General features: G+C 71.3%; 11 protein-coding genes. 8 read left to right on the forward strand and 3 right to left on the reverse strand.

Annotated elements, in window-relative coordinates; translation table 11 throughout:
* From HV826_RS16600 to HV826_RS16620, 5 genes are all read left to right on the forward strand, one after another.
* On the forward strand, positions 1-1,776 hold a 1,776-nt coding region (locus HV826_RS16600; RefSeq protein ID WP_255217261.1), incomplete at its 5' end, for a lamin tail domain-containing protein.
* Entirely contained in the window at positions 1,776-2,249 is a 474-nt protein-coding gene (locus HV826_RS16605) for a thermonuclease family protein (RefSeq protein WP_176418004.1), read from the forward strand. The genes HV826_RS16600 and HV826_RS16605, both read left to right, overlap by 1 nt.
* Before the next feature lie 206 nt (positions 2,250-2,455).
* The gene (locus tag HV826_RS16610; protein ID WP_176418005.1) at positions 2,456-4,729 is read left to right on the forward strand and encodes a PAS domain-containing sensor histidine kinase; all 2,274 of its coding nucleotides are present in this window, start codon (positions 2,456-2,458) and stop codon (positions 4,727-4,729) included.
* A 69-nt stretch (positions 4,730-4,798) separates the two neighbouring features.
* Positions 4,799-5,629: a hypothetical protein gene (locus tag HV826_RS16615; RefSeq protein WP_176418006.1), complete on the forward strand. Its 831-nt coding sequence runs from the start codon at positions 4,799-4,801 to the stop codon at positions 5,627-5,629.
* Between the two features lie 300 nt (positions 5,630-5,929).
* Positions 5,930-6,337, forward strand: a complete 408-nt coding sequence (locus HV826_RS16620) for a low molecular weight phosphatase family protein (protein WP_176418007.1) — start codon at positions 5,930-5,932, stop codon at positions 6,335-6,337.
* Positions 6,338-6,356: 19 nt separating this feature from the next.
* Here HV826_RS16620 and HV826_RS16625 read toward each other — a convergent pair whose 3' ends face one another.
* The 3 genes from HV826_RS16625 to HV826_RS16635 all read right to left on the reverse strand — a co-directional run bounded on the left by HV826_RS16625 (position 6,357) and on the right by HV826_RS16635 (position 9,065).
* The gene (locus tag HV826_RS16625) at positions 6,357-7,178 is read right to left on the reverse strand and encodes a TonB family protein (protein WP_176418008.1); all 822 of its coding nucleotides are present in this window, start codon (positions 7,176-7,178) and stop codon (positions 6,357-6,359) included.
* Between the two features lie 131 nt (positions 7,179-7,309).
* On the reverse strand, positions 7,310-7,924 hold the full coding sequence (locus HV826_RS16630; RefSeq protein ID WP_176418009.1) for a DUF938 domain-containing protein: 615 nt from the start codon (positions 7,922-7,924) through the stop codon (positions 7,310-7,312).
* A gap of 79 nt (positions 7,925-8,003) precedes the next feature.
* Positions 8,004-9,065, reverse strand: a complete 1,062-nt coding sequence (locus tag HV826_RS16635) for an ATPase, T2SS/T4P/T4SS family (protein ID WP_176418010.1) — start codon at positions 9,063-9,065, stop codon at positions 8,004-8,006.
* A gap of 160 nt (positions 9,066-9,225) precedes the next feature.
* Here HV826_RS16635 and HV826_RS16640 point away from each other — a divergent pair, with 160 nt between their 5' ends.
* From HV826_RS16640 to HV826_RS16650, 3 genes are all read left to right on the forward strand, one after another.
* A complete protein-coding gene (locus HV826_RS16640; RefSeq protein ID WP_176418011.1) occupies positions 9,226-9,381 on the forward strand; it encodes a hypothetical protein in 156 nt (51 codons plus the stop codon).
* A gap of 452 nt (positions 9,382-9,833) precedes the next feature.
* Positions 9,834-10,586 carry a translation initiation factor IF-3 gene (gene infC, locus HV826_RS16645; protein WP_407938404.1) on the forward strand — a complete coding sequence of 251 codons (753 nt, stop codon included), beginning with the start codon at positions 9,834-9,836 and terminating at the stop codon, positions 10,584-10,586.
* Between the two features lie 175 nt (positions 10,587-10,761).
* Positions 10,762-11,652, forward strand: a complete 891-nt coding sequence (locus tag HV826_RS16650; RefSeq protein WP_176418012.1) for a DUF2135 domain-containing protein — start codon at positions 10,762-10,764, stop codon at positions 11,650-11,652.
* Positions 11,653-11,678 lie beyond the last annotated feature (26 nt).

Consider the following 11,678-nt stretch of genomic DNA (forward strand, 5'->3'; position numbering starts at 1 on the left):
TTGTTGGGGTTGGCGGGCGCGTGGGCGTGTGGTGGGGCGCCCCTGGACGAAGACGTGGACGCGGCGTGCGCGGGGCTGTTGCCCGGTGACGTCGTCATCACCGAGTACCTCAACGACCCGGTGGGGACGGACACGGGGCAGGAGTACGTGGAGCTGCACAACCCCATGCGCGCGCCCGTGGACCTGTACGGGCTGACGCTCTACGCGTCGCGCTCGGATGGCTCGCAGGAGAAGGCCTACGCCGTCCTCGAGGAGCTGACGGTGGCGGCGGGTGACTCCGTGGTGCTGGGCGATGTGCGCGACGGGCCGGTGCCCGCGCATGTCGACCATGCCTATGGCGACGGGCTGGGGGCGCTGGGGAACTCGGGCGGACGGCTGGGCCTCCGGTGCGGGGCGCGGGTGTTGGACGAGGTCCCGCTCTCCGCGCCCGCGAAGAGCGGGGTGTCGCGCATCTACGACGGCCGCCTGGTGCCGGACATGGCGGGGAACGACGACCTGGCCCGCTGGTGTGACTCGCCCGACGCGGGGGCCGGTGGGGCGTTCCAGGGGAGCCCTGGCGCCGCGAACGCGCCCTGTGGCCCCGTGGGTGACGCGGGCGTCCCGGAGGACGCGGGCGTGGTGGCGACGTGCAGGCCCGCGGGCGCTGGCGCGGTGAGGCCCGTCCTGCCGCCCGCGCCTGGCGACCTGGTCATCACCGAGGTCATGGCCAATCCGCGTGGCGACGACACGATGGGGGAGTGGGTGGAGCTGAGGGCCACGGCTCCCGTGGACCTCAACGGCGTGACGCTGGTCGCCGAGGCGGGTGAGGCGACCGTGAAGGCGGAGGGGTGCCTGTCGCTCGCGGCGGGGGAGTACGCGGTGCTGGCTCGCCGCACGGATGCCACCCTCAACGGAGGGCTTCCTCCGCCCGTGGCGACCTTCAGCATGGACCTGCGCAACGCGGGCGGCCGGCTGCAGGTGAAGGCGGGGGGCGTGGTGGTCGATGCGGCCGACTACGGTCTGGCGGTGGATGGCGTGGCCACGCAGGTGTCCGCACCGCTCGCGGACGCTGTCCAGAATGACGCGCCCTCCGCATGGTGCGCGGCCACGGCCGCCTATGGCTCGCGCGGCAACCAGGGGACACCCGGCCGCGGGAATCGTGTCTGTGCGGGAGACGCGGGCACGCCGGGCGGCGACGGCGACGGTGGAACCTCCGATGGCGGCGTGGACGCCGGGACGCTCGAGGACGGATGTATTGACCGGACTACCGGAAGGGCTCGGGCGCGCAGGGTGCCCGATGCGGGCTCGCTCGTGCTCACCGAGCTCATGGCGGACCCCCAGGCGGTGGCGGATGCCACGGGGGAGTGGGTGGAGGTGCTCGCGCTGCGTGACGTGGACCTCAACGGTGTGTCCCTGTCCAACGAGGGCGGGGGCCGCTCGACGTTCGACTCGGCGCTGTGCCTGGCCGTGAAGGCCGGGAGCCGCGCCGTCCTGGCGCGCAGTGAGGATGTGTCCCGCAACGGCGGGCTGCCCGCGGCGCTCGGCACCTTCAACTTCAACCTGGCGAATACCGCGGGCAGCCGGAAGCTCCTGCTCTCGGTGGAAGGCCGCGTGCTCGACGCCGTGTCGTGGACGGGGGCGGCCATTCCAGGTGTGTCCTCGCAGCTCGACCCCGGGCGCAGCGACCCGCAGCGCAATGACTGGCCCGGGAGCTTCTGCCCCACGCCCGAGACGGCCCGTTATGGCCGGGGCGACCGGGGCACGCCGGGAGGGGTGAACCGCTCATGCGCGCTTTGATGACAGCTGCGGTGGCCTGCTTGCTGGCCGCCTGTGGTGAGGGTGACGCGGACGTCGCTTGCGGCCCTGCTTCGGGACGCGTGGCGGAGGTCTTGGATGGGGACACAATCGTCCTGGAGCGCGGCGAGCGTGTTCGCTACCTGCTCGCGGATGCACCGGAGCGCACGGGCGCGGGCGGTGACTGCTTCGGTCCGGAGGCCCATGCCTTCAACCGGGGACTCGTCGACGGCAGGCGGGTGACACTGACCTATGGCGAGGCGTGCGAGGACCGCTTCGGTCGGCTCCTTGCCTACGTGTCCGTGGACGGCCGGGAGGTGAACACGCTGTTGGTGGAGAGAGGCCATGCCTGCGTGCTCCACGTTCCTCCCGCGGGCCGCTCGAGGCGCGCGGAGTTCGAGGCCCTGGAGGCGCAGGCCCGGCTGGCGCGGCGCGGCGTCTGGGGGGCTTGCGCGCCCGTTCCCTGTCAGCGGTGAACCACCTGACGGAAGAGGCGCCAGCGTGGCCGCCTCTTCCACGAGGCCTCATCCGAGCCTGACTCGGAGACGGGCAGTCCGGCCGGGGGATGGGATGTATCCCAAGGGTAACAGCCACGCGCCGCCCGCATGGAGATGGCGGGCGTTCCTGGCTGGGGGGCTGGTGAGGACATGCCAGGGCAATCATCAACGACGACGGCGCGCGCATGAGTTCACGCGTCACGGCGACGCTCACGCTGCCGGATGCGCTGGAGGTCCTGCGAGAGGACATCACCCGGCGCTGGCTGGCGGGGGTGGGCTCCGCGCTCGGTGCGCTCGCTCCCCTGGCGAGCTCGGAGGAGGGGGGGCTGCACAAACTCGTGGGGCGGCTGGGGGGGCTGCTCCGAACCCCCTCCCTGGAGGCGCGGCTGGCGGAGGCTCGCACCCTGGGCCGTGAGTATGGACGTGAGCGCTACCTGGCGGGCTTCGGCATCAACGCGCTGGTGCTCGAGTATGGCGCATTGCGTGAGGCCATCCTCGAGAGCCTGGAGTCCGTGGGCTGGGTCCCGGAGCTCGCGGGGCTGCGCGCGCTGGTCCAGGTGCTCGACGCGGGGCTGGCGGAGGCGGTGGGCCAGTCCTCCCAGGAGGATGAGCGCACCGCGCGCGCCACGGGGGCCTGGCTGCACCGGCTGCTCGACCACGCGCCGACGGTCATCTACGCCAAGGACACGGCGGGCCGGTACCTCTACGTGAACCACGGCTTCGAAAAGACCTCCGGCAGGCTCCGGCGCGATGTGTTGGGGCGCACTGACTTCGACCTGTTCTCCTCGGAGGTCGCCAGCACCCTCACCCTCAACGACAGGCAGGTGCTGGACACGGGCCAGCAGCTCACCATCGACGAGCACGTGCCGCTCCCCGATGGGACGCGCGTCTTCCAGACCCTCAAGTTCCCCCTGCCGGACGTGGAGGGGCGCGTCATTGGCGTGTGTGGCTTCTCCGCGGACCTCACCGAGTCAAAGCGGCTGGAGCGCGAGCGGGACGAGGCACGTGAGCACCTGCGCCGCATCGTCACCCAGTTGCCCGTCATCCTCTGGGCCACGGACGCGCGGGGCATCATCACCCTCTTCGAGGGCGAGCGGCTGAGCGCGCTGGGACTGGAGCGAGGCGCCTACGTGGGGCGCTCCGCGTTCGACGTGTACCGCGACCGGCCGGACCTCGTGGCCGCCACGCTGCGCGCCCAGGAGGGACAGTCCTTCACCCTGGAGGTGGAGATGGCGGGCTCCTATTTCATGACGGGCATCTCACCCGTCATCGGGCCCGACGGCAGCGTGATGAGCGTGGCGGGCGTGTCGCTGGACATCAGCGAGCGGCGGCGCGCCGAGGAGGTGCTGCGCCAGTCGGAGCTGCGCTACCGGTTGGCCACGCTGGCGACCAGCGACGTCATCTACGAATGGGACCTGGACGCGGGGACCATCGAATGGAGCGAGCTGGCCGCCGTCCAGTTCCGGCTGCCCCCGGGCGCCCCGCGGCGGGACATCGAATGGTGGACGGAGCACATCCATCCGGAGGACCGCGAGCGGATTGCCCAGGACATGCGGACCGTCATCGACCAGGGCGCGAGCCATTGGACGGACGAGTACCGCTTCCTGCGCGGGGATGGCACCTGGGCCGTCATCTCCGACCGGGGGCAGGTGATTCGCGACGAGGAGGGCCACGCGGCGCGCATGGTGGGCGCCATGCAGGACATCACCGAGCGGCGGGCGACGGAGCTGGAGGCGAAGCGGCGCGCGGAGTTCGAGCAGCTCCTCATCGGCATCGTCAGCCACGACCTGCGCAATCCCCTCTCCGCCATCAGCATGTCCGCCACCGCGATGCTGCGGCGGGAGGGCCTGGATGAGCGGCTCCGCAAGGGACTGGGCCGCATCCTCTCCAGCGCCGAGCGCGCCACGCGCATGCTGAGGGACTTGCTCGACTTCACGCAGGCCCGGCTGGGCGGGGGCATCCCCATGGAGCCCCGGTGGCTGGACCTGCACGAGCTGACACGGCAGGTGGTGGAGGAGGTCCGGCTCGCCCGCCCGGAGCGGAGGCTGGAGCTGGAGTGCCGGGGAGACGGCCATGGGCTGTGGGACGCGGACCGGCTGGCGCAGGTCATCACCAACCTGGTCAACAACGCGCTCAGCTACAGCCCGGAGCACTGCCCGGTGCGCATCCGCACGCAGGGGCTGCGTGACGACGTGCTGCTGACCGTCCACAACTCGGGCGGGCCCATTGCCCCGGAGCTTCGGACCTGCCTGTTCGAACCGATGAAGCGCCCGGAGCGAAAGGGCGCCCGGGGCGGGCTGGGGCTGGGCCTCTTCATCGTGAAGCACATCGTGGATGCCCACGGCGGCGTGGTCCGCGTCCACTCCACGGCGCAGGAGGGCACCACGTTCCAGGCCCGCCTGCCCCGCCAGCCCACGCAGCTCGCTCGCCCGGGTGTCGAACGCTCCGTGACACCGTGACGCTTGCTCCAGGGGGCCCGGCCCGGCTAGCACAGGGTCCGTGGTGACACGTCTTCCCTGGAGGGTTTCATGAAGAAGGTCCTCATCGGATTGGGCATCGGCTGCGGTGTCTTCATCCTGGCGGGCATTGGCTTGATGCTGGCGGGTGGCATCTGGGCCAAGAACAAGTTCGGCGGCAGCCTCGAAGCCGTGCAGACGATGCAGGCCCAGGAGCAGGAGCTGACGCAGCTCAACGCCAGCAATCCATTCAAGGCGCCTCCGGAGGGGCAGGTGTTGCCGCTCGACGAGCAGCGGCTGCTGGCCTACCTGACGGTGCGTGAGTCGGCGCTGCCGGCCTTCAAGGCCTTCGAGGTGAAGTCCAAGGAGTTCGAGGCCGAGCACGCGGGCGACGGTGACGAGAAGCCGGGCTTCAACGCGGCCGTGGACGCCGCGGGGCTGTTCATGGGGCTGATGGCGGACGTGCGCAAGGCGTACATCGCCGGCCTCAAGGCGCAGGGGATGTCGCCCGCCGAGTTCCAGAGCATCACCACCACCGTCTATGCCTCCATGGTGGCCGACAGCCTGGACCAGCTTGGCGCCGCGGCGGAGCAGGGCCGGAAGATGATGACGACGCAGCTGGCCGAGGTCGACAAGCGGCTGGCGGACGATTCGCTCGCCGACGCGGAGCGCGCGCAGTTGGAGGAGGCCCGGGCGCAGCTCCAGGAGACGCTGGACTCGATTGAGGAGACCCGCGCGAACGAGGAGCAGCCGCTGTCCGAGGAATCCAAGAAGGCGGCCGCCGCCAACGTGGCGCTGCTGAAGAAGCACAAGGAGCGCGTGGAGCTGATGGCCAACGTGGCCTTCGACGGCTTCGTGCTGGGCGGCGCCGGCGCGGAAGGTCAGGCCGCGGGCCTGGAGTAGCCGTTCCGCCGTGTCATGGGCGTTCCCGGCCCAGGCCTCCCGTTCCACGGGGGCGCTGGGCCGGGCCGCCGCCCCCCCGTGTGTGCCTCCCAGTTGCGCGCCACGTTGCAGTTGCAGGCGTTTTTCACATGCGCAATGGATTGCGCCCGCCAAAGGTAGGCGCGTGTGGCCTTTCGTCCGCCCGGCCTCATCCTTTGCGGCCAGCCGTCCGTGAGATATGCAAGCGATTGAACACACTGAAAGTCGCTTCGCGCGGGGGGAGGGGCGCGTGAACCTTTGAGGAATGGAGTCGGACGTCTGATGAACAAGGTCATCTTCGCCTGTGTACACAACGCTGGCCGCTCGCTGATGGCGGAGGCGTTCTTCAACGTCATGGTAGACCCCCAGAAGGCGCGCGCCGTCTCCGCGGGGACGCAGCCTGGCGACAAGGTGCATCCCGAAGTGCTCGCGGCCATGCGGGACATCGGCATCGACCTGCACGACGTGAAGCCCCGCCTGCTCACGGACGACCTGGCCCAGGGCGCGCAATGGCTCATCACCCTGGGATGTGGCGAGGCTTGTCCCCAGGTACCGGGGCTCCAGCGCGAGGACTGGCCGCTGGAGGACCCCAAGGACAAGTCGGACGTCCTGGTCCACCGCATCCGCGACGAGCTGGCCGCCCGCGTGGCCGGCCTGTTGGAGCGCGAAGGATGGATGCGCGCCGGCTAGCGCGGCCTCGCACGCGCGCTCATCGCAGGTGGTAGTTGAAGGGCAGCTCGACGGTGACCCGGTCGCCGAGCGCCGGGGGCGGCGGTGGAAAGGGCGCGGCGCGCCGCACCGCCTCCTGCGCGGCTTCGCACAAGAGGCGGTGGGGGCAGGGGCCCAGCACCCCCAGGGCCACCAGTTGACCCTGCACGCCCACGGAGATGCGCAGCACCAATGACCCTTCGATGCCCGCCATCCGCGCCTCGTGGGGGTAGGGCACGTCCTCGAAGCGGTCGCGGAACATCTGTTCGAAGGAGCGCCGGGCGGCGTCCTCGCGGTTGTCGGGGACCGTGGCGGGCGGCGGCTCCACGAGCAGCCCGGGGAAGCCCGGCCCCAGGGCGCGCTGGGTGATGCCCGCCACGGCGCGGCCCGCCAGGCTGTCACGGCCGTGGGCTGGGACGCCGGCGGGGCGCCCGACGGACAGCGGCGCTTCGGGCTCGGGGGCGCGCGGTGCCGCGGCGGTGCGCGGCGGCGTGGGCGCGCGCAAGGGCCGAGCCCCGCGCGCGGTCCGGGGGCGAGGGGCCACGGGGGCCGTCCCGGTGACATCCCCCACGGGCGCCGAAGGCGGCATGGCGGTCAGCCGGAGCACGAGGACCTCTCCCCGGGTGGTTTCGCCTTCGAGCCGTCGCGGCAGGCCGTGCCAGAGCGAGGCCGCGCCGAAGAGCGCCGCGACGTGCAGCCCGACGGCGGCCAGGACCAGCACCAGCGTGCGTTGATGGCTCCGGGCCCCAGTCACGTGGCCCGGGAGGGCGGAGGCGAACAACACGGCCTCCGGCGCGCGGGCCCTCGCTGGTGCGTCCGGCATGGTGTGCCCCCTGTCCCGCCCACGTCTCGCAACGGGATGGGGGTAGGGGCGCGCGTGCCGGGCGTGAAGGGGGCCTGCGCCGCGGGCGTGTGCGGCGGTCCGCACTCAGCCGGCGCGGTGTCGGGCGGCCTTCAGTGCGGGGACACCGGGGGACGGGGTTTGCGGAAGACCACGGTGAGGTTGTTGCTGGGCATGTCCACCACGCGCTCGCGCTCCAGGCCATGCAGGGCGGCCTCGGCGGTGACGGCCTCCAGCGACCGCACGCCCCACGCCGGATTCCTGGCGCGGAGGGAGGCGTCGAACTCCAGGTTGCTGGGGGCCGTCTCGCGGCCCTCGACGAAGTAGGGGCCGTACAGGACGAGCAGCCCGCCGGGAGGCAGCGCCCGGCCCGCGCCCCGCATCAGTCCCTGGCAGGCCGCCCAGGGGGAGATGTGAATCATGTTCACGTTGAGGATGACGTCCGCGTCCGTCTCCGGCCAGGACTCCGCGCTCGCGTCGAGCCGGCGCGGGGGCAGCAGGTTGGGCGGGCCTTCCTCGGCGCGCCACGCCTCGATGCTCTCCAGCGACTCCGCGTCCACGTCGGTGGGCTGCCAGACGAGGTGGGGCAGGGCGCGGGCGAACCAGGCCGCGTGTTGACCCGTGCCGCTGGCCACCTCCAGCACCCTGCCGGAGGCGGGGAGGACTTCGCGGAGGACGGCGAGCAGGGGCTCGCGATTGCGTTCCGAGGCCGGGGCGTGACGCTTCATCCCTTGAGGTTTCGCACATCCGCCGCGTTCCGCGCGAGCGCCGGGTGGCCGCCCGCGTGGGCCAGCGGACGCACGGCGTTCAGTCAGGCCGCCAGCGCTCGACGCGGCCCGGGCCCGTCCCATCCGCCACCACGCGGTACAGCGCCACCGTGCGTGCGCCGGACGGTGCGTCCACGGTGTGATGGACCAGGAGCGGCGCCACGGAAACGTCGGGGAGCGCGGCGCGCACCCGCTGGAGCGCGGCCTCGGGCGTCTGGGCCTCGAGCACGCCCGCCGTTGCGTGCCCTGTCAGGGACGCGTTGATGAGCATCCGCAGTTCCTCGTCCGTGCGGACCTCGTCCGCGAACACCAGGTCCGGGTCCTGTCTCAGGAACGCGCGGAGCGTGCCCGCCATCGTCGCCTCACCTCCGGGCTGGACGATGCCGAAGCGGAGGTCCGTGGCGCGGGGCGTCTCCATCGCGGCCAGCCCGCGCACACCATCCGGGAGTGCCTCGATGGCCGCGTGGAGCGACGTCGTCCGCCCCGAGCCGCGCGCGCCGGTGAAGAGCACCCCCTGCCCCTGGAAGAGCGAGTCGAGCTGGAGGAACCGCTCCGACAGGAAGCCGGACTCCTCGGCGGACAAGGGCAGCGAGGCGAACGAGGGGAACGCGTCCCGCGTCCGCCGGTCCCGGGCCACGGAGATGACCCACGGGCCCAGCGCGCCCGGCTGGAAGAGGACCCGGAACGCCACGTCGGGGTCGCGGGCCTCGAACGGGAACGGCACGCTGCCGCGGTCGGGCCACCGGGCATCGGCGCCGCGCTTCGCGAGCGCCGCCATGGCCTCCGTGAGCGGCCCGTGAAGCGACAGGTCCAGGGCATGCCGCACCGCGCGCTTCTCCGCGCCGAGCAGCCCCGGCCGCGCCGACGTGTCGGGGACGTCATAGAAGAAGCTGATGCCCGCGGCGTCCTGCCCGTCTTCGAGCGTGTCCGCCCACACCGAGAAGTGCGCGGCCCGCGTCTGCCCGGCGATGGCGTAGAGCGCCCGCGCGGCCTCATCGAAAGTCTGCGCCGCGGGCGGCGTGGCCACGGAGCGGTCCTCCCGGGCCAGCGTTTCGAGCAGCCCTGCAATCACGGCGGAGATGGGCGGACGGGGCGGACTCATGGTGTCACTCCAATGCGGAGACGGCCGACTCTCTCACGGGACACATTCCGGACGGAGGCTGCGGAGACGCGGGGACGCCCACCCGCGCGCTGGAGCTGTGGACGGCCCGGGCCACCCGGGGCGCCCGCCGTGACGTAGGCCGCCGGCCGCCTGGTGACGCATGACGGGCAAGCTCAACCGGGCCCGCCTCGCCAGCACGGAGCAGATGCCTCCGGAGCACCCGTCCGTCTGCGAGCGGCTGCCCCCGCCCGTGGACGCCCTGCGCACCGCCCCGGGGAGCGAGTGGGCAGCGCAGGGCGTGGGCCTCCTGCCGTGACTCCGGGTCCGGGTCCGGGCTGGAAGGAACGTTCCGTCCACGCCTGTCTGTTTCCCACCCGGCAATTCCCGGCCCCCCAGGTCGAGCTGGAGTGGCGCCCCCAGAGGGCCCTTGGGGGGTACATTGGGGGCATGGTTCCACGGCAGGTGGACGGCTCGGGCGTTATCTCTGGCGTTACCGTCCCCCAAAGAGGAAAGTTCACCCAGGGCTCCCCTTCCTACCGGGCGAGCGGGCATTGGGATGTACTCCTGCGCCCGCGGGTTACACTGCCAGGCGTGGGTCCCAAGCAGGGCGGGGCGCTTCACATGTGTGTACGGTCCCTTGTTGTCGTGGACCTGCCTGCCACACCTTTGGGTGGGCAGGCCTGAAACCCAATTCGGAGGAGAGTCACCATCATTCGCGAACAGAGAAGCAGCCGCGGCGGGAGCCGCGACCAGAGAACCAATCGCCGTATCCGTGCCCGTGAGGTCCGCGTCGTCGGCTCTGACGGTAGCCAGCTCGGGGTCATGCCTCTCGAGGCGGCGCTGGATCGCGCCCGGACAGAGGGGCTGGACCTCGTTGAAATCAGCCCCATGGCCAGTCCTCCGGTCTGCAAGATCATGGACTACGGCAAGTTCAAGTACGAGGAGAAGAAGAAGGCCTCGGAAGCGAAGCGTGCCCAGGTCACGGTCCTGCTCAAGGAAGTGAAGCTCCGTCCGAAGACGGAAGAGCACGACTACGAGTTCAAGGTCCGCAATACCCGCCGGTTCATCGAGGACGGGAACAAGGCGAAGGTCGTCATCCAGTTCCGTGGTCGTGAAATCACGCACAAGGAGCAGGGCACGGCCATCCTCGACGACGTGGCCAAGGACCTGAAGGACGTGGCCATCGTGGAGCAGATGCCCCGCATGGAAGGGCGTCTGATGTTCATGATCCTCGCGCCCACGCCGAAGGTGGCGCAGAAGGCCCGCGAGCTGGTTCGTCAGGCCGCCAGCGCCGCCAAGCGGACCGCTCCTCCGGGCGCCCCTGCCACAGGCAAGCCGGCTGGTGCCAGCGGCGGCGCTGAGGAAAAGGCCGAAGAAAAGGCCGAGGCGAAGGCCGAAGAAAAGGCCGAGGCGAAGGCCGAAGAAAAGGCCGAGGTGAAGGCCGAAGAAAAGGCCGAGGAGAAGAAGGAAGCGCAGGCCGCGCCGGCAGCAGCCGAGGCGCAGAGCCCGACGGCGTCCTGAGGGATTGCCGGCACGCGGTGGGTCTTGATTCCCACCGCGTGTGGCGCCTCTCGGAGGTCGGGAAGGCGTGGCTCGCCGCCCAGCAGGCTGGCAGGCGACTTGAAATGGAGGGCACTGCTGCCGCAGTCTGTCCGCCCGCGAACGCTCGTGGACCTCCTCCCATCAAGGACGCGTCATGCTGCCTGTCCTCCTCGCCGTGCTGCTGGCGCAGACGCCCGCCGCCAATCCCCGTCAACAGGGCGTGCCCATTGGCAAGGGCAAGACGCTCCCTGTCGTCACCCTGTCCGCGCCTTCGGGCGGTTGGACGGTGGACCGGATGATGCTCATCGAGGGCACCGTCAGCGACACCACCATTGACCCGGTGGTGGTGTCCATCAACGGCGACCGCTACCTGATGCGCACGTACCGCGGGCGCTTCAGCCGCAAGTTCCCCGCGGCCAGCGGGAAGAACGTCGTCACGGTGATGGCCACCAACCAGGCCGGCACCGCGCGCGCCCAGGCCACCAGCTACGCGCAGATTCCGCCGGTGCCCTTCAAGGTGGTGCTCACCAGCGACACCGACGGCGTCTACACCGACCTGCACCTGTACGAGCCCACCGACGCCAGCGCCGAGGGCGACACCCTGGACGTGCAGAAGATGGCGCACGTGTACTGGGCCGACACCGCGAGCCCCTCCGGGGGCACCTTCTTCCTCAACTCGCAGGGTGGAGACTTCGACCAGCCCGCGTATGGCCCGTACCTCTACATCCACCGCGCGCCGCCCAAGGGCGTGTACCTGGTGGCCACCAATTACTGGCCCAGCGGTGACAAGGCCCACACCGTGGCCACGCTGAACCTGTCGCTCTTCGAGGGCACGCCGAGCGAGATTCGCCGCATGGTGCGCATCCCCCTGGCCACGCCGGGCACCACCCGCGTGCTGGCCTGGGTGAACGTGCTCGGGGCCGGGCAGGCGGAGGTGTATGTGCCCTCGCAGGACCCGCGTCCGAAGCACGCCGCGTGGCCCAAGAACCTGGATGAGGCCCTCAAGGCGCTCCAGTCCAATGGCAACGGCGAAGGTGAGTACTGACGCCTCCGTCGTCCGGAGGCTCCACG

It is taken from the genome of Myxococcus sp. AM010, assembly GCF_013372585.1.
GTDB lineage: Bacteria > Myxococcota > Myxococcia > Myxococcales > Myxococcaceae > Myxococcus > Myxococcus vastator.

Excerpts from the sequence above, each read along its gene's own strand:
- HV826_RS16605 (WP_176418004.1), top strand. The coding sequence starts at position 1,776 with ATGACAGCTGCGGTGGCCTGCTTGCTGGCCGCCTGTGGTGAGGGTGAC.
- HV826_RS16610 (WP_176418005.1), top strand. The coding sequence starts at position 2,456 with ATGAGTTCACGCGTCACGGCGACGCTCACGCTGCCGGATGCGCTGGAG.
- HV826_RS16615 (WP_176418006.1), top strand. The coding sequence starts at position 4,799 with ATGAAGAAGGTCCTCATCGGATTGGGCATCGGCTGCGGTGTCTTCATC.
- HV826_RS16620 (WP_176418007.1), top strand. The coding sequence starts at position 5,930 with ATGAACAAGGTCATCTTCGCCTGTGTACACAACGCTGGCCGCTCGCTG.
- HV826_RS16625 (WP_176418008.1), bottom strand. The coding sequence starts at position 7,178 with ATGCCGGACGCACCAGCGAGGGCCCGCGCGCCGGAGGCCGTGTTGTTC.
- HV826_RS16630 (WP_176418009.1), bottom strand. The coding sequence starts at position 7,924 with ATGAAGCGTCACGCCCCGGCCTCGGAACGCAATCGCGAGCCCCTGCTC.
- HV826_RS16635 (WP_176418010.1), bottom strand. The coding sequence starts at position 9,065 with ATGAGTCCGCCCCGTCCGCCCATCTCCGCCGTGATTGCAGGGCTGCTC.
- HV826_RS16640 (WP_176418011.1), top strand. The coding sequence starts at position 9,226 with ATGACGGGCAAGCTCAACCGGGCCCGCCTCGCCAGCACGGAGCAGATG.
- HV826_RS16650 (WP_176418012.1), top strand. The coding sequence starts at position 10,762 with ATGCTGCCTGTCCTCCTCGCCGTGCTGCTGGCGCAGACGCCCGCCGCC.